24 protein-coding genes are annotated in these 22,996 nt (G+C 73.2%); 17 read left to right on the forward strand and 7 right to left on the reverse strand.

Annotated features, from left to right (window positions below; genetic code table 11):
- From KK617_RS02395 to KK617_RS02420, 6 genes are all read left to right on the forward strand, one after another.
- Nucleotides 1-443, forward strand: a 443-nt coding sequence (locus KK617_RS02395; protein WP_277497808.1) for an FHA domain-containing protein, incomplete at its 5' end; no start/stop codon positions are given.
- Between the two features lie 291 nt (nucleotides 444-734).
- Nucleotides 735-1,217: a DUF4395 domain-containing protein gene (locus KK617_RS02400; protein ID WP_277497809.1), complete on the forward strand. Its 483-nt coding sequence runs from the start codon at nucleotides 735-737 to the stop codon at nucleotides 1,215-1,217.
- Between the two features lie 82 nt (nucleotides 1,218-1,299).
- A complete protein-coding gene (locus tag KK617_RS02405; protein ID WP_277497810.1) occupies nucleotides 1,300-2,163 on the forward strand; it encodes a sulfurtransferase in 864 nt (287 codons plus the stop codon).
- Between the two features lies 1 nt (nucleotide 2,164).
- Nucleotides 2,165-2,461, forward strand: coding sequence for a DUF1416 domain-containing protein (locus KK617_RS02410; RefSeq protein WP_277497811.1), 297 nt, complete (start codon nucleotides 2,165-2,167; stop codon nucleotides 2,459-2,461).
- 166 nt (nucleotides 2,462-2,627) lie between these two features.
- Entirely contained in the window at nucleotides 2,628-2,966 is a 339-nt protein-coding gene (locus tag KK617_RS02415; RefSeq protein ID WP_277497812.1) for a hypothetical protein, read from the forward strand.
- A gap of 147 nt (nucleotides 2,967-3,113) precedes the next feature.
- Nucleotides 3,114-3,239, forward strand: a complete 126-nt coding sequence (locus KK617_RS02420) for a hypothetical protein (RefSeq protein WP_277497813.1) — start codon at nucleotides 3,114-3,116, stop codon at nucleotides 3,237-3,239.
- A 34-nt stretch (nucleotides 3,240-3,273) separates the two neighbouring features.
- Here the strand turns inward: KK617_RS02420 and KK617_RS02425 are convergent, their stop codons facing one another.
- Nucleotides 3,274-5,514 (reverse strand): acyltransferase family protein, encoded by a 2,241-nt coding sequence (locus tag KK617_RS02425; protein WP_277497814.1) that lies wholly within the window; start codon nucleotides 5,512-5,514, stop codon nucleotides 3,274-3,276.
- 144 nt (nucleotides 5,515-5,658) lie between these two features.
- On the opposite strand from KK617_RS02425, the gene KK617_RS02430 reads away from it, so the two are divergent.
- Nucleotides 5,659-6,501 (forward strand): 3-keto-5-aminohexanoate cleavage protein, encoded by an 843-nt coding sequence (locus KK617_RS02430; RefSeq protein WP_277497815.1) that lies wholly within the window; start codon nucleotides 5,659-5,661, stop codon nucleotides 6,499-6,501.
- Between the two features lie 153 nt (nucleotides 6,502-6,654).
- On the forward strand, nucleotides 6,655-7,098 hold the full coding sequence (locus tag KK617_RS02435) for a hypothetical protein (protein ID WP_277497816.1): 444 nt from the start codon (nucleotides 6,655-6,657) through the stop codon (nucleotides 7,096-7,098).
- A gap of 88 nt (nucleotides 7,099-7,186) precedes the next feature.
- Here KK617_RS02435 and KK617_RS02440 read toward each other — a convergent pair whose 3' ends face one another.
- Nucleotides 7,187-7,546, reverse strand: a complete 360-nt coding sequence (locus KK617_RS02440; RefSeq protein WP_277497817.1) for a DsrE family protein — start codon at nucleotides 7,544-7,546, stop codon at nucleotides 7,187-7,189.
- Nucleotides 7,547-7,700: 154 nt separating this feature from the next.
- On the opposite strand from KK617_RS02440, the gene KK617_RS02445 reads away from it, so the two are divergent.
- The 4 genes from KK617_RS02445 to KK617_RS02460 are packed head-to-tail and all read left to right on the forward strand — an operon-like array spanning nucleotide 7,701 to nucleotide 11,384.
- Nucleotides 7,701-8,195, forward strand: a complete 495-nt coding sequence (locus KK617_RS02445) for an FABP family protein (protein WP_277497818.1) — start codon at nucleotides 7,701-7,703, stop codon at nucleotides 8,193-8,195.
- 3 nt (nucleotides 8,196-8,198) lie between these two features.
- On the forward strand, nucleotides 8,199-8,666 hold the full coding sequence (locus tag KK617_RS02450; RefSeq protein ID WP_277497819.1) for a transcriptional repressor: 468 nt from the start codon (nucleotides 8,199-8,201) through the stop codon (nucleotides 8,664-8,666).
- Nucleotides 8,659-9,618 carry a folate-binding protein gene (locus KK617_RS02455; RefSeq protein ID WP_277497820.1) on the forward strand — a complete coding sequence of 320 codons (960 nt, stop codon included), beginning with the start codon at nucleotides 8,659-8,661 and terminating at the stop codon, nucleotides 9,616-9,618. The genes KK617_RS02450 and KK617_RS02455 overlap by 8 nt, the downstream gene beginning before the upstream one ends.
- Nucleotides 9,619-9,638: 20 nt before the next feature.
- On the forward strand, nucleotides 9,639-11,384 hold the full coding sequence (locus KK617_RS02460) for a DUF4012 domain-containing protein (protein WP_277497821.1): 1,746 nt from the start codon (nucleotides 9,639-9,641) through the stop codon (nucleotides 11,382-11,384).
- A gap of 58 nt (nucleotides 11,385-11,442) precedes the next feature.
- On the opposite strand, the gene KK617_RS02465 is transcribed toward KK617_RS02460, so the two are convergent.
- The gene (locus tag KK617_RS02465; RefSeq protein ID WP_277497822.1) at nucleotides 11,443-12,858 is read right to left on the reverse strand and encodes a polysaccharide biosynthesis tyrosine autokinase; all 1,416 of its coding nucleotides are present in this window, start codon (nucleotides 12,856-12,858) and stop codon (nucleotides 11,443-11,445) included.
- Nucleotides 12,859-13,071: 213 nt separating this feature from the next.
- On the opposite strand from KK617_RS02465, the gene KK617_RS02470 reads away from it, so the two are divergent.
- Nucleotides 13,072-14,547, forward strand: a complete 1,476-nt coding sequence (locus KK617_RS02470; RefSeq protein ID WP_277497823.1) for a sugar transferase — start codon at nucleotides 13,072-13,074, stop codon at nucleotides 14,545-14,547.
- A gap of 114 nt (nucleotides 14,548-14,661) precedes the next feature.
- On the opposite strand, the gene rfbA is transcribed toward KK617_RS02470, so the two are convergent.
- The gene (gene rfbA / locus KK617_RS02475) at nucleotides 14,662-15,522 is read right to left on the reverse strand and encodes a glucose-1-phosphate thymidylyltransferase RfbA (protein ID WP_277497825.1); all 861 of its coding nucleotides are present in this window, start codon (nucleotides 15,520-15,522) and stop codon (nucleotides 14,662-14,664) included.
- A 23-nt stretch (nucleotides 15,523-15,545) separates the two neighbouring features.
- Here rfbA and rfbB point away from each other — a divergent pair, with 23 nt between their 5' ends.
- Nucleotides 15,546-16,544 carry a dTDP-glucose 4,6-dehydratase gene (gene rfbB / locus KK617_RS02480; RefSeq protein WP_277497826.1) on the forward strand — a complete coding sequence of 333 codons (999 nt, stop codon included), beginning with the start codon at nucleotides 15,546-15,548 and terminating at the stop codon, nucleotides 16,542-16,544.
- A 53-nt stretch (nucleotides 16,545-16,597) separates the two neighbouring features.
- Entirely contained in the window at nucleotides 16,598-18,010 is a 1,413-nt protein-coding gene (locus KK617_RS02485; protein ID WP_277497828.1) for a bifunctional dTDP-4-dehydrorhamnose 3,5-epimerase family protein/NAD(P)-dependent oxidoreductase, read from the forward strand.
- On the opposite strand, the gene KK617_RS02490 is transcribed toward KK617_RS02485, so the two are convergent.
- Complete coding sequence (locus KK617_RS02490) at nucleotides 17,991-18,296, reverse strand: DUF2516 family protein (RefSeq protein WP_277497831.1); 306 nt, start codon at nucleotides 18,294-18,296, stop codon at nucleotides 17,991-17,993. The genes KK617_RS02485 and KK617_RS02490 overlap by 20 nt on opposite strands.
- A 25-nt stretch (nucleotides 18,297-18,321) precedes the next feature.
- Here KK617_RS02490 and KK617_RS02495 point away from each other — a divergent pair, with 25 nt between their 5' ends.
- Entirely contained in the window at nucleotides 18,322-19,497 is a 1,176-nt protein-coding gene (locus tag KK617_RS02495; RefSeq protein ID WP_277497833.1) for a nucleotidyltransferase family protein, read from the forward strand.
- Between the two features lie 46 nt (nucleotides 19,498-19,543).
- On the opposite strand, the gene KK617_RS02500 is transcribed toward KK617_RS02495, so the two are convergent.
- Nucleotides 19,544-20,248, reverse strand: coding sequence for a hypothetical protein (locus tag KK617_RS02500; protein WP_277497835.1), 705 nt, complete (start codon nucleotides 20,246-20,248; stop codon nucleotides 19,544-19,546).
- 88 nt (nucleotides 20,249-20,336) lie between these two features.
- Nucleotides 20,337-20,714, reverse strand: coding sequence for a helix-turn-helix transcriptional regulator (locus tag KK617_RS02505; protein ID WP_277497837.1), 378 nt, complete (start codon nucleotides 20,712-20,714; stop codon nucleotides 20,337-20,339).
- A 352-nt stretch (nucleotides 20,715-21,066) separates the two neighbouring features.
- Between KK617_RS02505 and cysC the strand changes: the two genes are divergently transcribed.
- A complete protein-coding gene (gene cysC, locus KK617_RS02510) occupies nucleotides 21,067-22,863 on the forward strand; it encodes an adenylyl-sulfate kinase (RefSeq protein ID WP_277497839.1) in 1,797 nt (598 codons plus the stop codon).
- Nucleotides 22,864-22,996 lie beyond the last annotated feature (133 nt).

Below are 22,996 nucleotides of genomic sequence, written 5' to 3' on the forward strand. Positions count from 1 at the left end.
CCCGCCCGGCGCCACGTGGGGCGGGCCAGCCCGTGCGCCCGCCGGTGCGCCCGCCGGTGCGCCCGGCCGCCGCTCCGACCCGCGGCCCGGGGATGCGCACTGACGTCATCCGGGGCGTGGACGAGCTGGCGCTCGTGACCGGGGGCGGTGACCTCGTGCGGGTGCGCTCCGGCGCGCTCGTCGGGCGCGCGCAGGGCTGCCGGGTCCGGTTCCGCGACCACCGGGTCTCGCGGCACCACGCGATGGTCTACCTCGCCCGCGGGGCGTGGTGGATCGGTGACCTCGGCTCGACGAACGGCACGTTCGTCGACGGGGCCCCCGTGCGGGGCGCCACCCCGCTGCGGGAGGGCAGCCACGTGCTCGTCGGGGGCCCCGGCGGCACCGCGTTCGTCGTGCTGCGGCCCGTCGACGGCAGCGCCCTCGCCGCGTCGTCGGCCGCCTGAGCCACGGTGCCGCCGGGCCCCCCGTGCCACGGGCGGAGGTCGACGGCGTAGTCCACATCGCGGAACCCTGTCTCACGATGCGACTCCGCCGTTCGGTGCGCTCCTGTGCCGCCCCTACATTGGACCTCGTGTTCACGACCCTGCTGACGAAGCGACGCGCAGTCGACCACTGCCGCGTGCGCTCCGCGCTGTGTCGACCGACCTGACCGACGCCGTCCCCGTCGCGCCGCGCGCGCACCCGACCGCGTCACCGTGAGCCCCCGCCCACCGCCGACCCGTCAGGTTCCCGCCATGCCCCCTGAGCCGCACACCGTGGCCGCCCCCGAGCGTCCTGCCCGGCCCGGCGCCCGCCAGATCGACCCGCGCGGCCCCCAGGTCGCCGCCGGCCTCACCTCCGTCGTGCTGGCCCTCGTGCTGGTGCTGGGCGACTCGACCGCGGCCGTCGTGCTGCTCGCGGCCCAGGTCGCCGTGTTCGCCCTCGGCGCCGCCGCCGGGCCGCAGCACACGCCGTACGCCTGGGTGTTCCGCGTCCTCGTCCGTCCCCGGCTGGCCCCGCCGGCCGAGCTGGAGGACGTCGCGCCGCCCCGCTTCGCCCAGGCCGTCGGCCTGGTCTTCACCGGCGTCGGGCTCGTCGCGCTGCTGGCCGGCGCCGTGGTCGTCGCCCAGGTCGCCGTCGGGCTGGCGCTCGTGGCCGCCCTGCTCAACGCCGTGTTCGCCCTCTGCCTCGGCTGCGAGGTCTACCTCCTCGCCCGTCGCGCGACGGCGCGGGCGTGACCACCGCGCCGAGGCCGCACGAGTCCCACCCGACTTCCATCCCCGCCCCCAACCGCGCCCCGAGGCGCAGAGGAGTACCTACATGAGCCGCGAGACCGCTCTCGTCACCACGCAGTGGGTCGAGGACAACCTGGACACCGACGGGATCGTCGTCGTCGAGGTCGACGAGGACACCTCGTCCTACGACAAGGGCCACATCCGTGGCGCCGTGAAGCTCGACTGGACGACGGAGCTGCAGGACCAGGTCCGCCGCGACTTCGTGAACAAGCAGCAGTTCGAGGAGCTCCTCTCCCGCAAGGGCATCTCCAACGACGACACCGTCGTGCTCTACGGCGGCAACAACAACTGGTTCGCGGCGTACGCGTTCTGGTACTTCACCCTCTACGGCCACGCCGACGTCAAGCTCATGGACGGCGGCCGCAAGAAGTGGGAGCTCGACTCCCGCGAGCTGACGGCCGACGTCGTCGAGCGCCCCGCCACGTCGTACACGGCGCAGGAGCAGGACCGCTCGATCCGCGCGTTCCGCGACGAGGCCGTGGCGGCCATCGGCGTCAAGAACCTGGTCGACGTCCGCAGCCCCGACGAGTACGCCGGGCGCCTGCTGGCCCCCGCGCACCTCCCGCAGGAGCAGGCGCAGCGCGCCGGCCACGTGCCCACGTCGATCAACGTGCCGTGGAGCAAGAACTGCAACGACGACGGCACCTTCAAGTCGGACGAGGACCTCAAGGCGCTCTACGCCGACGCGGGCATCGACGACTCCAAGGAGACGATCGCCCTGTGCCGCATCGGCGAGCGCTCCTCGCTGACGTGGTTCGTGCTCAAGGAGCTCCTGGGCCACTCCAGCGTGAAGAACTACGACGGCTCGTGGACCGAGTACGGCTCGCTCGTCGGCGTCCCGGTCGCCCTGGGCGACGAGCCCGGCACCGCCGACGGGCAGGGCGCCTGAGATGTGCGGCGCCACCGAGGGCGGCCTGTCGCTCGACGGCGTGAACGTCGCCAAGGAGGCCGTGATCCAGGGCCAGGTGCTGCGCGCCGGCGAGCCCGTCGGCAACGCCTACGTGCGCCTGCTCGACGGCTCGGGTGAGTTCACCGCCGAGGTCCCGACGTCGGCCAGCGGTCACTTCCGGTTCTTCGCGAACGACGGGGAGTGGACCCTGCGCACGCTGGCGCCGAAGGCCGACACCGTCGACCGCACGGTGGTGGCTCGCACCGGCGTCGTCGCCGAGGTCGAGATCGCCATCTGAGCACCACCTGAGCACCATCCTGCGGGGGAGCCCGGGCACTGCGCCCGGGCTCCCCCGTCGGCGTTCCGTGACCCGCACGACACGTCGACGCGAGGGTCACTCAGGCTAGGCGCAAGGTTCCGACAATCCGGCTCAGGTGGGCCTCCGGTCGGAGCACGATGCGGTCATGCGTACGTCGCTCCTCACCGAGGCGCCCCCGGCTGCGACCGTGCTCGTGGCCCCTGCCCCGGCCCCGTCCGCGAGCTCCGCCGCGGAACCGACCATGACCCTGCGCAACGGCGCGCTGGCGATCACCTCTCCCCGCAGCCGCGCCGCCCTCCTCCTCGCCGCCCACGTCGACTCGGGCAACGGTGCCTACCTGACGCTGGAGCTGCGGCCGGGCACCACCGTCGTGTCCCCGCCGCTCACCATCCCCGGGACGCTCGTGGAGCTGGTGGACGCCACCAGCGGGGCGAGCCTCGCCGAGGTCGTCCTCGATCGGAGGCTCGCGCCGCTCGCGCGGTGACGCGCCTCACCCCCGCGCCGGTCCAGTCCCCCCTGGGCTGCCACCTCTGCTCCTGCGAACCTCGGGTCAGCGCAGTGTCTCGTCGTCCGTGATCCACCGTCACCCGAGCCGAGCCAGCCCCGTTCGGCGTCGCCCCGAGGAGCCCTCATGTCCCGCCGCCCGAGCCCCGTCGAGCAGCGCCGGCGCAAGAACGTGCTGCAGTACACGCTGCTCACGCTGCTGTCCGCGCTGACCCTCGTGCTCGTCTACCTGGCCCTGACCCGCACGCCCTGACCCGCACGCCCCCCGACCCGCGGGGCGCGGTGCCTCAGCCCGCGAACACCTCGGGCAGCGCCGCGGCGAAGCCCTCGCGCACGAGCGGCGCGACCTTGCGCGACATCGGATCCGTGAGGTGCGCGGCGTCCGCACGCACGGGGACGCCGTCGACGAACCCGGGGCAGCCGACGCCCCCGACGCAGAACCACGGCACGACGTCGACGAACGCCGCGCCGTTGTCCTCGGCGGCGGCGCGGAACGCGTCGTACCAGGGGCCGGGCAGGCCCGCCGGGCGCCGCACGCAGTCAGCCGGCACGGCGGTCCCCGTGCGGCACTCGGTGAGCGGCAGTCCGGGCGGCGGCGGCGGGAGGTAGACGGTGTGCTCCGCGATGGGCGCGAGCTCCTCGGCCGCGGTCGCGAGGCCCTCGCCCAACCGGGCGAACGCGTCGTCGGTGCCCTCGGTGCCGGCGACCTGGCGGGGGTCGCCCTCGGAGGTCACGACGAGCACGTCGGGGTTCTCGGCCGCCAGGGCCGCGCGGGCGTCGCGGCGGAAGTCGGAGCACTCGGGGTAGGCCCCGCCGTCGGTCTCGGTCACCTCGACGTCGGCGACGGTGCACTGTCGCGCGGTCCACACCTCGATGCGCCAGGTCTCGCCGAACGCCTCCTCGATGGCCGGCACCCAGGAGATGCCGATCGAGTCGCCGAGCACGGCCAGGGTGCGGTCGGCGTCGGGGTCGCCGTACACGCAGCGGCGGGCGTTGACGATCGGGTCCGGGTCGGCACCGTCCTCGAAGGCGAGGCAGCCGTCCTCGCTCCACGGGTCGACGATGTCGTCGCGGCCCAGCTCGTCCACGCTGGGGGTCAGGGTCGGCCACTCGGTGGCGAGCAGCGCGCGGGCGACGTCCTTGCGCCAGGCGCCGGTCGCGGTGCCGTCGTCGGGGGCGGCGACGATTGCGCGCAGCTCGGCCTCGCCCCGCACCTGGGTCTGCGGCGCGACGGCGATGGCGACGCCGACGGTGCCGACGGCGGCGAGCACCCCGACGACGCCGAGCACCACGTGGCGCCCGCCGGGCACCCGGAGGCCGGGCGAGCCGGGCACGCGCGCGGCGCGGGCCGAGCGGCGGGCCTCGGGGGCCTTGCGGCGCGAGCGTGGCTCGAGCCAGGAGGAGTGGTGGATCGGGTTCTCGAAGCAGTGGTAGCTCGTGACCGTCAGGATCGACATGACGACGAGGGCGGTGACGAGGTAGAGCGCCGAGTCCGACGGCAGCGCCGCCGCCAGCAGCACGATGACGGGGAAGTGCCACAGGTAGAGCGAGTACGACAGGTCGCCCACGTAGGTCATGGCCTTGTTCGTCAGCGGCGCGAGGTACGGCGGTGTGCCCCCCACGCCGCCGGCGATGACGAGCGCGCTGCCGACCACCGGCAGCGCGGCCCACGGCACGGGGAAGCCCTGCTCGGCGCTCACGAGGAAGGCGCCGGCGACGATGAGCCCGAGGCCGCTCCAGCTGACGACGGCGCCGGTGCGACGACCGATCACCCCGGCGAGCAGGGGCGTGGCGATGGCGAGGAGGGCGCCGAGGCCGAGCTCCCAGACGCGGGCCAGCGTGGAGAAGTAGGCCCACGCCGGGCGGTCCAGCGTCTCGTGCAGGCCCCACGCGAAGGAGCCCACGACGATGACGGTCATCATCCCGCCGGCCAGGAGCCGGGAGTGGTGCCCGCGGCCCGCCCGCGCCAGCAGCGTCAGGGCGAGCAGCATCAACCACGGCCAGACGAAGTAGAACTGCTCCTCGACCGCCAGCGACCAGAAGTGCTGCAGCGGCGAGGCGTCGGCGGTGGCCGCGAAGTAGTCGGTGTCCGCCGAGGCGAAGCGGTAGTTGCCGGCGAAGAAGAACGCCCAGATCGCGTCGACGCCGACGGTGCGCGCCCGGGTCTCGGGGTAGACGAGCCAGGCGCCGACGGCGGTCACGACCAGCACGAGGGTCGCCGCGGGCAGGATGCGGCGGGCGCGCCGGCGGTAGAACGACGTGAACGAGATGCGGCCGGTGCGCTCGTGCTCGCGCAGCAGCAGGCCGGTGATGAGGAAGCCCGAGATCACGAAGAACACGTCGACGCCGATGAAGCCGCCGTGGGGCCAGCCGGTGAGGTGCTCGGCCACGACGAGCAGCACCGCGACGGCCCGCAGCCCCTGGATGTCCTTGCGGGGGCCGGTGGCGACCTTGACGCGCCGGCCGCCCCGGGTGGGGGTGGGTCCGCCGTCGGGCGAGGCCCCGGTCCGGGACAGGGTGTCGGTCACGCACGCACTCCGGGAACCTCGGGGACGCCAACCGCCCCACCATAGGTAACGGAGCGGTCGGGGGTTGAATCCCCCGCCGTGGAGCGCGATCCCGTCCTGCTCCGACCCTGGCTCGCCGGACGATCTCCTGGCAGCATGCCCGCCATGCCGGACGACCCGACCGCCTTGCTCCTCACCGTGGCCCCGACCGGCGCGGAGACCGCGAAGGCGGACTGCCCCGCCCTGCCGACCACCCTCGACGAGCTGGTCGCGACGGCGCAGGAGTGTGAGGCCGCCGGGGCCGGGATGATCCACGTCCACGTGCGCGACGAGCACCACGAGCCGACGCTCGACCCCGGTCGGCTGGCCGAGACCGTCGCGGCGCTGCGGGAGTCGTGCGACCTCGTGGTGCAGCTGTCGACCGGCGGCTCGGTGCACGACGGGTACGACGCCCGCCTGCGGGTGCTCGACGCCGCCCCCGACTCGTGCTCGCTGACGGTCGGCACCGTCGACTTCGGCGACGACGTCTTCCTCAACCCCTGGCCCTTCGTGCAGGAGCTCTACCAGGGTGCCTGCGAGCGCGGCATCGCGCCCGAGTTCGAGCTGTTCGACCTCGGCCACGTGCACAAGCTCGGGCGGCTCCTCGACCGCCACGGGCTCCCGCCGGGCGGGCGGGTGCACTGCGACCTCGTCCTGGGCGTGCCGGGCGGGCTGCCGGGTACGGCGGACGCCCTCGTCGCCGCGGTCGCCGCCCTCCCAGCCGCCGTGACCTCCTGGTCCGCGACGGGCATCGGGCGCACGGCACTGCCCGTCGCGATGACGGCGCTGGCGAAGGGAGGCCACCTCCGGGTGGGGATGGAGGACACCCTGACGCTGGCCCCGGGCGAGCCCGTGGGCGGCAACGTCGACCTCGTCCACCGGGCCCGCGAGCTGGGTGGTCTAGTCCGCCGGGACCCCATGTCCCCGCCGCAGGTCCGACGGCTCCTGGGGCTGGAAGTCGCGGCGTGACGCCACGGCGCGTGTTGCGGGCGGGTGAACTTTTACCCTGCTAGAGGGGATTTGTCCCACATCGGTAGGGCAGCAGCCATTCGTGCCCTACTGTTCTCCGCAGGTGGGTGAGGGGTTCGTCCACCGCAAGCCAGATCAACGTCAGGGGTTCTCATGAAGAAGCTTCTCGTCGCGGTCTTCTCGGCGGTCCTCATGACCGCTGGGTTGGTCGCCGGCACCGGTGTCTCTCCCGCGTCCGCCGCGGAGGAGCCGTACCCGGGCACCTACACCGTCGGCTCGCGCATCGTCGTGGGTGCGCCGTACCAGTACGGCCGCGCCAACGCCGCCAAGCCGCTCACCGTGTTCTTCGTCGGCTCGAACGGCTCGCGCGTCGAGGGCGAGGTCGTCACGACCGTCCGCCGCGTCGGCACGGCCGACATCCGCGCCACGTCGTACGACTACTTCGGCAGCACGCGCCGCATCTGGACGCCGAACTTCCTGCTGCGCCCCGTGCCGGCCAACTACCAGGTCACGGTCACGTTCTTCCCGTACGACGAGGCCTACCAGGAGACGAGCCGCTCGTTCTACGTGTGGGTCACGCGTACCGGTCGCCCCTGATCACAGCACCACCGCTCCACGGCGAGGCCCCCGCTCCGGCGGGGGCCTCGCCGCATGTGCGCGACGTCGACCCCGCGACCCCGGCGCGTCAGTAGACGAGCGCCTGTACGCCGTCGGCCAGGATCTCCTCGGCGAACGTCGCGGCGCCCGCGACGCGCACCCCGGGGAGCACCGCGTCGGGGGTGATGCCCCGTCGTACGGCGCACTGGGTGCAGACCGTCACCTGGCCCAGCTCGAGCACGGTGTCGCGCAGGTCAGCCAGGGCCGTGGCGTGGGGGAGCGCGAACTCCTCGGCGCGGCCCGGCAGGGCGAACCAGGCGGCCTCGCCCGTGAGCCAGAGGCCGACGTCGGCGCCCGCCGCGGCGGCGGCGGCCGCCACCGTGAACGCCTGGTTGCACCGCTCCGGGTCCTCGGAGCCGCAGGTGACCTTGATCCGGAGGCTTCGCATGCGCCCGAGCCTAGGCGGGGGTGCGGACGGGCGCGGATAGACTGGCGCGCGTGGATGCCGTCCTGATCGCTGCGCTCGCGTGCGCCCCGCTGGCCCTGGCCGCGGTCGCGTCGCGCCCCCTCGTCCGCCTCCTGCGCGCCCCGCGGGTGCGCTGATGCCCTTCGAGCTGCCGCTGGACCTGCACCCCGACTGCGGGCCGATCGCCTGGATGCTCGGCACGTGGCGGGGCAACGGGCACGGCGCCTACCCCACCATCGAGTCCTACGAGTTCGGCCAGGAGCTCATCTTCACGCACGACGGCCGCCCGTTCTTCCACTACATGGCGCGCTCCTGGGTGGTGGACGCGGACGGTGAGAAGGTGCGCGACGACGCCATCGAGACGGGCTTCCTGCTGGCGCGGCCCGAGGGCAAGGTCGAGCTGCTCCTCGCCCACGAGAACGGCGTCGTGGAGATCTGGGCCGGCGAGGCCGGCGCGGGCCGGATGGAGATCGTCACCGACGCGGTCGGCCGGGTCGAGGACGCCGAGGAGGTCACCGGCGGCAAGCGGCTCTACGGCAACGTCGAGGGCGACCTGCTCTACGCCTACGACCGCTCGACGACGGAGCACGGCCTGCAGCCCCGCACCTGGGCCCGACTGCAGCGGGTCTGAGCCGTGGGGGAGCACGCGCACCCGCCGGGCACCGGTGACGACTGGCGCAGTCGTCTCCGGGCCCAGGGCTACCGGCTCACCCCCCAGCGCGAGCTCATCCTCCAGGCGGTCACGACGCTGCGGCACGCCACGCCCGACGAGGTGCTGGCCGAGGTGCGGCGCTCCTCGTCGGCGGTGAACCTCTCCACCGTCTACCGCACCCTCGAGGTGCTGGAGGGCCTCGGCCTCGTGCGCCACGCCCACCTCAGCGACCGGGCCCCCACGTTCCACGCCGTCGACCCCGACCACGAGCACTTCCACCTGGTGTGCCGGAATTGCGGCCGCGTCAGCTCTGTTGACGCTGCGGAGGCCGCCGGCCTGACGGACCGGCTCCGGGAACGTCACGGGTTCGTGGCGGACACGGGCCACCTGGCGGTCTTCGGCACGTGCGTGGCGTGCCCGCCCTCCGACCGAAGGACCGACGATGCCTGAGACCAGCCCGCTCCTCTCGCTCCCCGGGGCCGTGGCCGGTGACGGTGTCGACGCCCCGGTCGCCGCGCACTACGGCTCGTTCATCACCGAGCAGCGCACGCTGGTGGCCGGCGAGGGCTTCGTCGACCTCTCCCACCACGAGGTGGTGCGGGTCGCCGGGCCCGACCGCCTGACCTGGCTGCACTCGCTGACGACGCAGCACCTGCTCGACCTCGCCCCCCGCGAGTGGACGGGCGTGCTCCTGCTGAGCCCGCAGGGCCACGTCGAGCACGCCTTCTACGGGTACGACGACGGCGAGGCCTTCGTCGCGCACACGGAGCCCGGCCAGGCGGCCGCCCTCGTCACCTTCCTCGAGCGCATGAAGTTCTGGAGCGAGGTCGAGATCGCCGACGTGACCGCCGACTGGGCGCTGACCTGGCGGCCCTCGTCGGCGGGGGAGGCGCCGTACTCGGCGTACGAGCTCGTGCCCCGCGACCAGCTCGAGGCGTACGCCGCGGCGGCTGGCCCCGCGTGCGGCCTGTGGGCGTTCGAGGCGCTGCGCATCGAGCGCGGCGAGCCCCGGCTCGGGCTCGACACCGACCACCGCACGATCCCCAACGAGGCGGGCTGGATCGGGCCGGCGGTGCACCTGGACAAGGGCTGCTACCGGGGCCAGGAGACGGTGGCGCGCGTGCACACGCTGGGGCGCCCGCCGCGGCGCCTGACGCTGCTGCACCTCGACGGCACGGAGATCGTGCTGCCCGCCGTGGGGGCCGAGCTGCGGCACGACGACAAGGTCGTCGGCTTCGTGGGCACGTCGGCGCGCCACCACGAGCTCGGCCCGATCGCGCTCGCCATGGTGAAGCGCAACGTGCCGCTCGACGCGGTCCTCGACGCCGGCGGGATGCCGGCGGCGCAGGAGGTCGTCGTCGACCCGGAGGTCGGACTGCACGTCCGTCCGCGCCTGCGCTGAGGCGTCGCTAGAGTCACGCCATGCGTGCTCTCCGCGGCTGGAAGCTGCCGGTCCTCCTGCTCGCGGCACTGCTCCTCGTCCTGGGGCTGTACGCCGCGTGGCAGGTGCTGTCGACCACGCGCGACCTCACCGCGGCGGCCGACGACGCGCAGCGGCTGCAGCAGGCCGTGACCGCCGGCGACGACGCCGCGTCGGACGCCGCCCTCGCCGACCTGCGGGAGCACGCGGGATCGGCCGCGGACCGCACGGGCGGGCCGCTGTGGTCGACCCTGACCTGGGCTCCCGTGGTGGGCGACGACCTCGACGGCGTCCGCACCGTCAGCGCCGTGCTGGACGACCTGGCGGCGGACGGCCTCGAGCCGCTGGTGGCCACGGCGCGCGACCTCGAGTCGCTGACGCCCCGCGACGGACGCATCGACCTCGCAGCCGTCGAGGGCCTCGCCGGCCCGGTGGCAGCGGGCAACGCGGCCTTCGCCGACGCGCGGGAGCGCCTCGCCGAGCACGACCCGTCGGGCTACCAGGCGACCCTGCGCGACGAGTACCGCGAGGTCGTCCGGCAGGTGGACCGCGCGGCGGACGCCCTGGACACGGCCGACCGCGCCGTGCAGGTGCTGCCGTCGATGCTCGGCGCGGAGGGTCCCCGCAACTACCTTCTGGTGTTCCAGAACAACGCCGAGATCCGTGCGGGCGGTGGGCTCCCGGGGTCGGCCTCCCTGGTCACCGCGAACGCGGGGGCGATCGAGCTGACGCGGCAGGCGGCGGGCAGCTCGTTCGGGCGCACCGACGAACCCGTGCTCGAGCTGAGCGAGGCGGAGGAGGACATCTGGGGCCGCCAGCTGGGCACCTACTTCCTCGACGCGAACTTCACGCCCGACTTCCCCCGTTCCGCCGCCCTGTGGCGGGCGCGCTGGGAGCAGGAGTACGAGCCCGTGGACGGCGTGCTCACCCTCGACCCGGTGACGCTGTCCTACGTGCTGGGGGCGACGGGGCCGGTCGAGGTGCCGGGCGGGCCCACCCTCACGCAGGCCAACGTGGTCGACGAGCTGCTCCACCAGGTGTACCTGCGCTACGAGGACCCCGCCGACCAGGACGCCTACTTCCAGGCGGCGGCGAGCACCATCTTCGCGGAGCTGACGGGGGGCGGGGAGAACCCGCGCGCCCTCATCGAGGCATTGGCGCGGGGTACCGACGAGGGCCGTCTCAAGGTGCACTCCTTCGCCGAGACCGAGCAGGCGGCGTTCAGCGGCACGGCCATCGCCGGGGAGCTCGTCGCCGACCCGGCGGCGGACCCGCAGGTCGGCGTCTACCTCAACGACGCGACCGGGGCGAAGATGTCCTACTTCCTGCGCCACGAGGTGCACGTGACGGCCACGAGCTGCCGGGCCGGCGTGCAGGGCCTCACGGGCCGGGCCTACCTCCTGTCCGACGCCCCGGCCGACGCCGCTGCGCTTCCCAGGTACGTGACGGGCGCGGGGGTGTACGGCATCGAGCCCGGCAAGCAGCTGGTGGCCGTGAACATCGTGGGGCCGGTCGGCGGTGAGGTCGAGGACGTCACCTTCAACGACGCCCCGCTCCCCGTCCCGCCCACCGTCGAGCTCGACGGACGGCCGGTCGTGACGGTGCTCGTAGAGCTCGAGCCGGGGTTCACCGCCGACGTGCGGTGGACGATGACGACGGGGGAGGACCAGACGGGCGACGTCGTCGTCGACACCACCCCGGGAGTGACGCCGGCGGACCTGGACATCGTGGCCGCGGCGGCCTGCTGAGGCGCCGGCGGTCCGGGGTCGGTGAGGCGCGGAGTCGGCCGCTCGGGTCGGTGAGGTCTCAGCCGCGGGCGCGCTTGCCGCCGCGGCTCCTGGGCGTCGGCGCCGACGACTCCACCGGGCTGTACCCGTACCCGTAGCCGTACCCGTAGCCGTACCCGTAGCCCCCGCCGCTCCTCGGCGTCATGTTGAACACGACGCCGAGCGGAGTTGCGTCGACCTGGGCGAGGCGGTTGACGGCGCCGGCCAGCTGGTCGTGGGTGGTCTTGCCGTGGCGCACGATGAGAAGGGCGCCGTCGGCCTGGGCGGCCAGGAGCGCGGCGTCGGTGACGGGCAGCAGCGGCGGGGCGTCGATGAGCACGACGTCGTAGTCGCGCCGCACCTCGGCCAGCAGGTCACGCATCGCCTGGCTCTGGATGAGCTCGGCGGGGTTGGGCGGCACAGCGCCACTGGCGAGGAGGCGGAGCCCCGACCCCGCGTGCTTCTGCACCGCGTCGGCGACGGCCGCCTTGCCGACCAGGATCGTGGTGACGCCGACGCTGGAGTCCAGCCCGAGCGCCTGGGCGGCCTTGGGGCGGCGCAGGTCGCACTCGATGAGGAGCACGCGCTCGCCACCCTGGGCGAGGGCGAGGGCCAGGTTCACCATCGTGGTGGTCTTGCCCTCGCCGGGGACGGCGGAGGTGCCGACGATGACCTTCGAGGCCTTGTCGACGTCGAGGAACTGCAGGTTGGTGCGCATCACCCGGAAGGCCTCGACCCGCGGGGCGTGCGGGGGTAGCGACGTGATGAGCGGGTCGCTCTTGACGGTCGTGTCGTAGCCGATGGCGCCCACGATGGGTGCCGCGGTGGCGGCCTCGATGTCGTCGGTCGTCTTCACCGTGGTGTCGAGGAGGTCGCGCAGCACCGCGACGGCGACGCCGAGCAGCAGGCCGAGGATGAGACCGAGGGCGAGGTTCCGCACGGGCTGGGGCGAGATGGGCGTGTCCGAGAAGCTGGCCGGATCGACGATGGTCGCCTTGATCGGCGCCACGGTCGACCCGACGGGGGTCTCCAGCTCCCGCACGAGGTCGACCATGCCCTCGGCGTACCCCTGGGCCAGGCGCTGGGCCTCGTTGGGGTCCTCGTCGACGATGCGGATCTCCAGGTTGACCGTCTCCGGCACCACGCTGGCGGACACCGCACCGACGAGGTCGCCGGGCTGGGCGTCGAGCCCGAGGTCGTCGACCACGTCGGCGGCCAGCTCGCGGCTGCGGACGAGGTCGGCGTAGGACGTCACGCGCTGCGCGGAGAACTGGGCACCGGTGAAGGACTCGCCCACGTCGCTCTGCTGCGTGCTGATGAACAACCGGGCCGTCGACTCGTACTGCGGCGTCACCAGGAACGTGTAGGCCGCGGAGGCCGCCACCGTCGTCAGGGCCACGAGGGTGATGACGAGCCAGGAGGCCCGGATGATGCGCAGGTAGTCCCGCAGGGTCATGAGCTCCAGCTTCGTTCGGCGACGTCCCGTGGATCGTAGTGTCCGCCACCGCGGGCTCGACGGCGAAACTCACCCGATGTGATGAAGCGTGGCCACAGAACCGCGTTCACTGTGACCACGTTCATTCATTCTTAACGCATCCTGGTTCACGAACCGCGGCTGGTGCCTGACAATGAAGGTCTGCCACCCCCTTCTCGTCCCCTCGGAGCCTGCATGTCTGTCGTCGTCGAGACAGCGCAACGCGACGACGCGCCCGCGGCCACCCGCTCGGTCCGCCACCGTGCCCTCAGCTACCTGCCCGTCACCGCCTTCCTGACCGACGTGGCCGCCATCTCCCTGACGGCGGCGCTGGCCCTGGCGGGGCGCGACCACCTCCTGGCGTCCCGGCCGGGCTCCGACAACGTGGCCGACACCCTTGGTGTCGTCGGCCCCCTCATGTTCCTCGGCTGGGTCGCCCTCATCGCCGCGGTGGGCGGCTACCACCGCTCCGTCTTCGGGGCGGGACCGGACGAGTACCGCCGGGTGCTCAACGCCTCGCTCTACACCGCGGCCGCGGTGGGCATCGGCTGCTACCTGGCCAAGTTCCCCCTGTCGCGCGGGTTCTTCCTGCTCGCCGTCGGGTTCGGCATCCCGCTGCTGCTCATCGGTCGCTTCGGTCTGCGCCGCGCGCTCCACAAGGCCCACCGGCTCGGCCTCCTGCGCTACCGGGTCGTCATCGCCGGCCGCCCGTCCCACGTCGACGAGATCGCCGCGGTGCTCGACCGGGAGACGTGGCTGGGCTACCAGGTCGTCGGAGCCGTCACCCCGATGGGCCACGTCAAGGACGTCACCGACTCCGGCATCGAGGTGCTCGGCGACACGCAGCGCATCGCGGAGGTCGCGAGCGCGGCCGAGGCCGACGTCGTGTTCTTCGCCTCGGGCGCGTTCCGCACCTCCGACGACATGCGCCGCGCGGCGTGGGACCTCGAGCAGCACCGCACGCACGTCGTGGTCGCGCCGAGCGTGACCGACGTCGCCCGCGAGCGGGTGCGGGTGCGCCCGGTGGGCGGGCTCCCCCTCATGCACCTCGACACCGCACGGTCCGCGCAGGCGTCCCGCTGGGCCAAGCGCACCTTCGACCTCCTCGGGGCCACTGGCCTCGTGGTGGTGCTGAGCCCGGTCCTCGCGCTCGCCGCTCTGCGGGTGTGGGTGTTCGACCGCGGGCCGGTGCTGTTCCGCCAGACCCGTACGGGACGGGACGGCGTGGAGTTCGCCTGCCTCAAGTTCCGCACGATGGTGGTCGACGCGGAGGCGCGTCTGGCGGGCCTGCAGTCGGAGTCCGGGTTCTCCGGGGGGCTGTTCAAGATGAAGGACGACCCGCGGATCACGAAGCCGGGCCGCTGGCTGCGCCGCTTCTCCCTCGACGAGCTGCCCCAGCTCTTCAACGTGCTGCGCGGGGAGATGAGCCTCGTCGGTCCGCGACCGCCGCTGCCCAGCGAGGTCGTCAGCTACGACGACGACATGCGCCGCCGCCTGCGGGTCCGGCCCGGCATGACGGGACTGTGGCAGGTCTCGGGGCGTTCCGACCTGTCGTGGGACGAGGCCATCCGTCTCGACATCTACTACGTCGACAACTGGTCGATGATGCAGGACCTCAGCATCCTCGTGCGCACCGTCGGCGCCGTGCTGGGCTCTCGAGGGGCCTACTGAGCACGACGTCACCCTCCCCGGACACACGGCCGGGACCCGCCGGTCCTGGGGGATGGCGGGCCCCGGTCGTGTCACGTCGGCGCCGCTCCAGGACGGGGCGCGCCGCGCGCGGACTCAGTCGAGCAGGCCCTCGAGGTAGGCGCCGTACCCGCTCTTGCGCAGCGGCGCCGCGCGCTCGCGCAGCTCGTCGTCGCTGAGGAACCCCATGCGCCAGGCGACCTCCTCGGGGCACCCGATCTTCAGGCCCTGGCGGCCCTCGAGGGTGCGCACGAAGTTCGAGGCGTCGTTGAGGGAGTCGAACGTGCCCGTGTCGAGCCACGCCGTGCCGCGCGGCAGGATCTCGACCTGCAGCCGGCCCTCCTCGAGGTAGGTGCGGTTGAGGTCGGTGATCTCGAGCTCGCCGCGGGCGGACGGCTGGAGCACCTTCGCGCGCTCGACCACGTCGTTGCCGTAGAAGTAGAGGCCGGGCACCGCGTAGTTGCTCCTCGGGTGCGTCGGCTTCTCCTCCATCGAGGTCGCGACGCCGTGCTCGTCGAAGTCGACGACGCCGTACGCCGTGGGGTCGGCCACCTGGTAGCCGAACACCGCCGCGCCGTCCAGGTCCTCGAAGCGCCGCAGCTTCGTGCCGAGCCCCGGGCCGTAGAAGATGTTGTCGCCGAGCACGAGCGCGACCGTCTCGTCGCCGATGTGGTCCTCGCCGATGACGAACGCCTGCGCGAGCCCGTCGGGGCTCGGCTGCACGGCGTACGTGATCGCGACACCCAGCTGCGAGCCGTCGCCGAGCAGCCGGTGGAACTGCTCCGCGTCGTGGGGCGTGGTGATGATGAGGATGTCGCGGATGCCCGCCAGCATGAGCGTGGTGAGCGGGTAGTAGATCATCGGCTTGTCGTAGACGGGCACGAGCTGCTTGCTGACGCCGAGCGTGATCGGGTGCAACCGCGAGCCCGTGCCGCCGGCCAGGATGATTCCGCGCATGCGCTCACTCTAGGGTGGCGCCCATGCAGCGCATCCTCGTGACGGGCGGAGCCGGGTTCATCGGCTCGAACTTCGTGCACCACCTCCTCGCGCACACGGACGCGACGGTGACGGTCCTCGACAAGCTGACCTACGCCGCCAGCCGCGAGTCGCTCGCCGGGTTGCCGGCCGACCGGGTCGAGCTCGTGGTCGGCGACATCGCGGACGCCGCCGTCGTGGAGCCGCTCGTGGCCCGCCACGACGCGGTGGTGCACTTCGCCGCCGAGTCGCACAACGACAACTCGCTGAGCGACCCCAGCCCGTTCATCCAGACCAACCTCGTCGGCACCTTCGTGCTGCTCGAGGCGGTGCGCAAGGCGGACGTGCGCCTCCACCACATCTCGACCGACGAGGTGTACGGCGACCTCGAGCTCGACGACCCGCACCGGTTCACCGAGGCGACGCCCTACACGCCGTCCTCGCCGTACTCGGCGTCGAAGGCGGGCTCGGACCACCTGGTGCGCGCCTGGGTGCGCAGCTTTGGGGTGCGGGCGACGGTCTCGAACTGCTCGAACAACTACGGGCCGTGGCAGCACATCGAGAAGTTCATCCCCCGCCAGATCACGAACGTGATCGACGGCGGCCGCCCGAAGCTGTACGGCGCGGGGCTCAACGTGCGCGACTGGATCCACGCCGACGACCACTCGTCGGCGGTCTGGACGATCCTCCAGAGGGGCGAGATCGGGGAGACCTACCTGATCGGCGCCGACGGCGAGCGCAACAACCTCGAGGTGGTCGGCATGATCCTCGAGGCGTTCGGCCGCCCCGCCGACGACTTCGAGCACGTGACGGACCGCGCCGGGCACGACCTGCGCTACGCCATCGACTCCACCAAGCTGCGCACCGAGCTGGGCTGGGCGCCGCGGTACGCCGACTTCGCCGAGGGCCTGGCCCGCACCATCCAGTGGTACCGCGACAACGAGGCCTGGTGGCGCCCGCACAAGACCGCGGTCGAGGCGACCTACGCGGCGAAGGGCCAGTAACCGGTGGTCGAGGAGCGAGGAACGAGCGTCTCGAAGCCACGACGGAGGACCCGATGACCCAGCAGCTCAGCGTCGAGACCACCCCCATCCCGGGCCTCCTGGTCGTGCACCTGCCCGTGCACGGCGACAGCCGGGGCTGGTTCAAGGAGAACTGGCAGCGGGCGAAGATGACCGCGCTCGGCCTGCCCGACTTCGGCCCGGTGCAGAACAACGTCTCCTACAACGCGACGCGCGGCGCCACGCGCGGCATCCACACGGAGCCGTGGGACAAGTACGTCGCGGTGGCGACGGGTCGCGTCTTCGCGGCCTGGGTCGACATGCGCGAGGGCGACTCGTTCGGAACCACGTTCTGGATCGAGATCGACGAGTCGGTCGCGGTCTTCGTGCCGCGCGGCGTCGGCAACTCCTACCAGGCGCTCGAGGACGGCACGACGTACACGTACCTGGTCAACGACCACTACGTGCCGGGCCGCACCTACCCGGCGCTGCACCTCGGTGACGAGTCCTCCGCGATCCCGTGGCCGATCCCGCTCGCCGAGGCCGAGATCTCCGCGAAGGACCAGGGCAACCCGCGCCTCGCCGACGTCACCCCGATGCAGCCGCGCCGCGCGCTCGTCGTGGGCGCCCGCGGCCAGCTCGGGCGCGCCCTGCAGGCCGTGTTCCCCGGCGCCGACCTGGTGGACCTCGGCGAGCCGGGCGACGGGGTCGAGCGCCTCGACCTCACCGACGCCGACGCCGTCGCTGCGTGGCCCTGGAACGATTACGACGTGGTGCTCAACGCCGCGGCGTACACGGCCGTCGACGCGGCCGAGACCCCGGAGGGGCGGGTCGTCTGCTGGGCGGCCAACGCCACGGCGCCCGCCACGCTGGCCCGGCTCGCGGCCGAGCACCGCTTCACGCTGGTGCACGTGTCGAGCGACTACGTCTTCGACGGCACGCACCCGCTGCACCCGGAGGACGAGCGCCTCAGCCCGCTGGGGGTCTACGGCCAGGCCAAGGCCGCCGGCGATCTCGCGGTGGGCACCGCGCCGCGCCACTACCTGCTGCGCACGTCGTGGGTGATCGGCGACGGGAAGAACTTCGTCCGCACGATGCAGACCCTGGCCGGGAACGGCGTCACCCCGACGGTCGTCGACGACCAGCGCGGCCGGCTGACCTTCACCAGCGAGCTGGCGCGGGCGGTGCGGCACCTCGTGGACACGGGCGCGCCGTACGGCACCTACAACGTCACCGGCGGCGGCGACGTGCTGTCGTGGGCCGACTACGCGAAGCGGGTCTACGAGCTGGCGGGACGCTCGGCCGATGACGTCACGCCCATCACGACCGAGGAGTACGAGGCCGGCAAGACCCTGGCGCCGCGGCCGCGCAACAGCGCGCTCGACCTGGCCAAGGTCGAGGCCACCGGTTTCGTGCCGCGGGACGCACTGGAGCAGCTGGAGGAGTACGTCACCAGCGCGGACGCATGACGTCCTTGAGCGCGGGGCGCACGTCGGCGAGGTAGACGAAGGCCGCGATGGTGAAGCCGAGGTTGAGGATCGTGCCGAGGAAGCCCAGGTAGAACAGGAAGACCGCGAGCTGCAGGACGAAGCCGATGGCGAGGATCGCGACCCACTTCTGCTTCGTGAGCTTGCCGGCGGCGTCGTAGGCGTCGGCGCGGTGGGCGAGGGCGTTGACGAGGCTGAACCCCTTCACCAGGAGCAGCGCCACCAGCACGGCGAGCCCGATCCAGCTCTGCATCACGAAGACGTTCACGGGACCCCACACTAGGGTGTCGCTGGTGCGGCGTCCTCCGGCATCACGACCCGACCTGCCGTACACGCCCGCCTCGGTCGAGGCGGTACGCGGGGCGCTGCGGGTCGTGCTGGCGGACGACGGGCGGGTGTTCCGCCTTCCGCCGGAGGTCGGCGGGGACGAGTTCCTCGCCGCCGCCGACCGGCACCGCGTCGTCGTCTTCCTGTCGATGCACCTCGACCGCCTGGACCTGCCCGCGGCCGTGACCGAGCGGCTCCGCAGCGAGGGACGACGGGGCCGGATGCCGTGCCTCGTCATGGCCCACGACCTCCATCGGGTCCTCGACGTGCTCGAGGACGCGGGCGTGCGGGCGTTGACGGTGAAGGGGGTCGCCCTGGCCGCCCAGGCGTACGGCGACTACACCGCCCGCGGGTCGGGGGACCTCGACCTCCTGGTGCCGCCCGCGGACGTCGAGGTCGCCTACCGGGCCCTGCGGTCGGCGGGGTGGCACCCGAGCAGCGCCTACCCCGCACCGGGGCCGACGTGGGCCTGGCGGTTCACCGTGCGCAACTACTGCGAGGTGCCGCTGACGGGTCGGGGGGTCGCGGTCGACCTCCACTGGCACCTCGCGACGGCGCGCGACGCCTTCCCGACCTTTGACGAGCTGTGGGGCCGGCGGGCCCTGGTCGACGTGGGCGGCCGGGAGGTGGCGACGCTCGGCGTCCGGGACGCGCTGGAGCACTCGGCGAGCCATGCCGCCAAGGACGACTGGGCGTGGCTGCGGAGCCTGGCGGACGTGCGAATGCTCGAGCGGGTCGGTCACAGCGCGACGGTCCTGTCGACCCCCGCCCGGCGTCGCACGGCGGCGGTCGCAGCGTGGCTCCTCGGCTCCCCGCCGGCGGGGCGGCCGTCCGGCCAGGGGCTGGTCACGGCCCGTCAGGCGTCGGACCCGGAGGTGTCGGTGGGCCGGTTCCCCGGCCACCGCACGTTGGTCGGACTCCGGCGGTCCGCCCGGGACGTCCGGTCGGCCGCGGACGCCCGGCGGGTGCTGGCGGTGACGGTCTTCCACCCGAGCGAGCTGGGCGCGATCGAGGCGACGGGCACGTTCCGCGGCGCCGCCGCGGCGGTCGGCGTACGGACCCGCGCGTTCCGCGAGCGGACGCGTCAGTGGCAGCGACGCGGGACGGTGCCCTCGTCGGACCGTCCCGGCGCCGGGACGTAGGACGGGCCCGCGGCGACGCCGCGGGCCCGTCCTCGGTGCTGCTCGGTCAGTCGCCGACCTTGGCGGCGGCGTCCTTCGCGGCGGTGGCGGTCTTGGCCGCCGTCTTCTTGGCGGTGGTGCCGGTCGCCTTCGCCGTGCTCTTCGTCGTCGCGGCGCGCTTGCGCGTGGTCGCCGTGGCGTTCTTGGCCGGGGTGGACGTCGCGGCGTCCTTGGCCGCGGCGGCCGTGCGCTTCGCGGTCGTGGTCGCGGTCGACTTCGCCGACGACGCGGTCTTCTCCGCGGTGGTCGTGGTGGCCTTCGCACGGGAGGCGGTCGACTTCGCGGAAGCGGCGGCCTGCTGCGTGGACTCCTGGCGGCGGATGCGCGCCACCAGCGTCTCGCCCCGCTTCGCGAGGTCGGTGTAGGTGGCGGTCGCGGTCGAGACGTACTCGTCGGCGCGCTTCTGCGCCTTCTCCGGGATGGCCCGGGCCTCGGCCTGCAGCTCGGCGATCCGGGCCTCGACGGCCGCGCGGCGCTCCTTGGCCTCGGTGGTCAGTGCCTCGATGCGGGCGTTGACCGTGCTGACCGCCTGGTCGCGCAGCGCCTTCGGCTCGAAGTCGAACGAGGTGGCCCTCTTCTGCGCCTCGGTCACCCGGGCCTGGGTCGTCGCGACGTACTCGCGGACGGCCTCGACGGCGAGGTCGATGACGCCGGCGCCGGCGTAGAGGGTCTTGTTGGCCTCGGTCTTGATGTCGAACTTGGCGGAAGCCATGTTCACTCCTTCGGTTGGGGTGAGGCGGCTCAGGGCCGCGCTCGGAGGATGTGCACCGCGCGATCGAGCGGCGAGCAGTGCCGGTGGGTCAGCCGTCGCCCTGGCCGTTCAGCGCCAGGAACGACGCGTAGACCTCGAGCAGGGACTGCTTCTGCCGCTCCGTCAGCTGCGGGTCGGCGAGGACCGCGAGCTCGACCGAACCGCCCTCGCCGTCCGGGGGGCTGACGATGCCCGCCCGGAGGTAGAGCTGCTCGGCGGAGATCCGCAGTGCCTTGGCGATCTGCTGCAGCACCTCGGCCGAGGGCTTGCGGAGACCGCGCTCGATCTGGCTGAGGTAGGGGTTCGACACGCCTGCCTGGTCGGCGAGCTGCCGCAAGGAGAGCTGCGCAGAGGTGCGCTGCTCCTTGAGGTACTCCCCGAGAGTCTCGACGGTCTTGCCGACCTTGCCCTTCGCCATGAGTTCCATAGTGCTAACTGTAGCTAGCGCTGACAACCCCTGTTGCGGTGAGGCGGGCCACATGACGGTTGAAAGTTCAGGCGGGACGCGGCGGCGGTGCGCCGCTCGTGCGCTAGCAACTGCTTGCAGGCCCCAAGGGAGCCCGAGGCCCCGGGCGGGGCGCACGCAAGAGGTCCAGAACTTGTCCCAGCACCCTTTGTGCCCGCGGTGGGGGCGTGCCAGAGTAGATCGCGGAGTGACGCTGCCCCCGGGATCCCTGACGTCCGGGAGCCTGCGGCCTCCGCCGGGAGCCGCCCTGCTGAACCCCAGAGAGCAGGGCGGCTCCTCCTGCCCCGGCCCGGGTCGCTGGCAGGATGGCGCGGTGGCCACGACGCAGCACTGCCCGAGTCCTCGCGTGCTCGACGACCTGGAGCTCCGGGCTTGGGGTGTCCTCCCCGGGCCCGTCGATGCCGGCGAGTTCGACCTGCCGTCGGGTCTCGCAGCCGACGAGCCCGACCTGCTCGAGCTGGTCGATCCCGAAGGTCTCCCTCTCGCTCGCCTGCACGCTCGCGACGCGGGTGGCTGGACCGTGGAGCCGCTGGCACGCCCCGCCCACGGCCCGTTCCGGCGCCTGCGCCTGAGCCCCGACGAGGTGCGCGAGCAGCACCCCGGGGCCGTCCGTGTGCCGGTCGAGTCGCCGTTGTCGCCCGCCCAGCGCGCCGAGCTGGCCGCCGCGGACGGGGAGGTGCTGCTGCTCGTCCTCGCTGGCGACGGCTGGCCCCGCGGGACGAGCCCGCTGGGCCTGGTGCGGTCGACCCTGGCGGCGGTCCGCAGCCTGTCCTCGGTGCACGTGGTGGTGGTGCCGCTGGCCCGGACCGGCGACGTCGCCGTCGACGCGGAGCGTCGGGAGCGGGTCGTGGCCGCGTACGCCGGTGACGCGCCGGTGGTCGAGCTGGGTGACGGGGGAGGGCAGAGCAGCACCGCGGCGGCGGAGCGGGCCGCCGGTCTGGTGGTCTTCTTCACCGGGTTGTCGGGCAGCGGCAAGTCGACGGTCGCGCGGGCGCTCGTCGACCACCTGCTGGAGACGACGGAGCGCACGGTCACGAGCCTCGACGGTGACGTCGTGCGGAGGAACCTGTCGGCCGGACTGACGTTCTCCCGCGAGGACCGGGAGACGAACATCCGCCGGATCGGGTGGGTCGCGGCGGAGATCGCCCGGCACGGCGGGGTGGCGGTCTGCAGCCCGATCGCGCCGTACGACGCCACTCGCCGCGACGTGCGCCGCCTGGTTGCCGACGCGGGAGGCCGCTTCGTGCTGGTGCACGTCGCGACCCCCGTGGAGGAGTGCGAGCGGCGCGACCGCAAGGGTCTCTACGCCAAGGCCCGCGCGGGCGAGATCCCCGACTTCACCGGCATCTCGGCGCCGTACGAGGTGCCGGAGGACGCGGACGTCGTCGTCGACACGACGGGCCTGACCGTCGAGGAGGCGCTGGCGCCGGTCCTCGCCGCCATCGCGCCTGGGGTCGAGGTCGGCGGCGAACCGGTGGTCGAGGTAGGTCGCGAACCGGTGGTTGAGGTGGGTCGCGAGCCGCTGGTTGAGGTGGGCGCGCTAGCGCCCCTCGAAACCACGGCCGAGGTGGGCGCGCCAGCGCCCCTCGAAACCCCGCTCAAGGTCCTCGTCGTCTGCACCGCGAACATCTGCCGCTCGCCGTACATGGAGCTCGCACTCCAGGCGGCGGCGGGCGACGCCGTCGTCGTCGCGGGGGCGGGAACGCACGGCTACGCCGACCACCCGATGGACGAGCACATGGCCGCGGAGGCCCGCGCTCGTGGGCTCGACCCGGCGCAGTTCCGCAGCCGGCCGCTCACCCGCGCCCTGATCGACGACGCCGACCTGGTGCTGACGGCGGAGAGTCGTCACCGGTCTTTGATCCTCGACGAGAGCCCGGGGGCGTTCCGCAAGGTCTTCACTCTGGGGCAGTTCGCGCGCGGGGTCGAGGGTCTGGAGGGCCCGGTCGACGCCCGGGCGGCCGTGGCCCACGTCGGGGCCAATCGACCGAGCGCCGAGGGCCTCGACATCGCCGACCCTTTCCGCCGGGGCCCAGTGGCGGCTGCCGAGTGCGCGGCGCTCATCGACGGTCTCGTAGAGAAGATCGCGGACCACCTGGCGCGACCGTGACCCGCGCCGGCGACCCGGGCGGCCCTGGGGGACACTCGTTGAGTGAACGCGACCCGGGCTTGTCCTGTCTGCAAGGCGCTGACGCTCCATCTGGACTGGGACGTGGAGCGCCGGCCGTCCCATCTCCGCAGTG

The organism is Nocardioides sp. ChNu-99, assembly GCF_029493445.1.
Taxonomy (GTDB): domain Bacteria; phylum Actinomycetota; class Actinomycetes; order Propionibacteriales; family Nocardioidaceae; genus Nocardioides.

Bases quoted from the DNA above. Each gene is read 5' to 3' on its own strand.
- KK617_RS02400 (WP_277497809.1), top strand. From the start codon at position 735: ATGCCCCCTGAGCCGCACACCGTGGCCGCCCCCGAGCGTCCTGCCCGG.
- KK617_RS02405 (WP_277497810.1), top strand. From the start codon at position 1,300: ATGAGCCGCGAGACCGCTCTCGTCACCACGCAGTGGGTCGAGGACAAC.
- KK617_RS02410 (WP_277497811.1), top strand. From the start codon at position 2,165: ATGTGCGGCGCCACCGAGGGCGGCCTGTCGCTCGACGGCGTGAACGTC.
- KK617_RS02415 (WP_277497812.1), top strand. From the start codon at position 2,628: ATGCGTACGTCGCTCCTCACCGAGGCGCCCCCGGCTGCGACCGTGCTC.
- KK617_RS02420 (WP_277497813.1), top strand. From the start codon at position 3,114: ATGTCCCGCCGCCCGAGCCCCGTCGAGCAGCGCCGGCGCAAGAACGTG.
- KK617_RS02430 (WP_277497815.1), top strand. From the start codon at position 5,659: ATGCCGGACGACCCGACCGCCTTGCTCCTCACCGTGGCCCCGACCGGC.
- KK617_RS02435 (WP_277497816.1), top strand. From the start codon at position 6,655: ATGAAGAAGCTTCTCGTCGCGGTCTTCTCGGCGGTCCTCATGACCGCT.
- KK617_RS02440 (WP_277497817.1), bottom strand. From the start codon at position 7,546: ATGCGAAGCCTCCGGATCAAGGTCACCTGCGGCTCCGAGGACCCGGAG.
- KK617_RS02445 (WP_277497818.1), top strand. From the start codon at position 7,701: ATGCCCTTCGAGCTGCCGCTGGACCTGCACCCCGACTGCGGGCCGATC.
- KK617_RS02455 (WP_277497820.1), top strand. From the start codon at position 8,659: ATGCCTGAGACCAGCCCGCTCCTCTCGCTCCCCGGGGCCGTGGCCGGT.
- KK617_RS02460 (WP_277497821.1), top strand. From the start codon at position 9,639: ATGCGTGCTCTCCGCGGCTGGAAGCTGCCGGTCCTCCTGCTCGCGGCA.
- KK617_RS02465 (WP_277497822.1), bottom strand. From the start codon at position 12,858: ATGACCCTGCGGGACTACCTGCGCATCATCCGGGCCTCCTGGCTCGTC.
- KK617_RS02470 (WP_277497823.1), top strand. From the start codon at position 13,072: ATGTCTGTCGTCGTCGAGACAGCGCAACGCGACGACGCGCCCGCGGCC.
- rfbA (WP_277497825.1), bottom strand. From the start codon at position 15,522: ATGCGCGGAATCATCCTGGCCGGCGGCACGGGCTCGCGGTTGCACCCG.
- rfbB (WP_277497826.1), top strand. From the start codon at position 15,546: ATGCAGCGCATCCTCGTGACGGGCGGAGCCGGGTTCATCGGCTCGAAC.
- KK617_RS02485 (WP_277497828.1), top strand. From the start codon at position 16,598: ATGACCCAGCAGCTCAGCGTCGAGACCACCCCCATCCCGGGCCTCCTG.
- KK617_RS02500 (WP_277497835.1), bottom strand. From the start codon at position 20,248: ATGGCTTCCGCCAAGTTCGACATCAAGACCGAGGCCAACAAGACCCTC.
- KK617_RS02505 (WP_277497837.1), bottom strand. From the start codon at position 20,714: ATGGAACTCATGGCGAAGGGCAAGGTCGGCAAGACCGTCGAGACTCTC.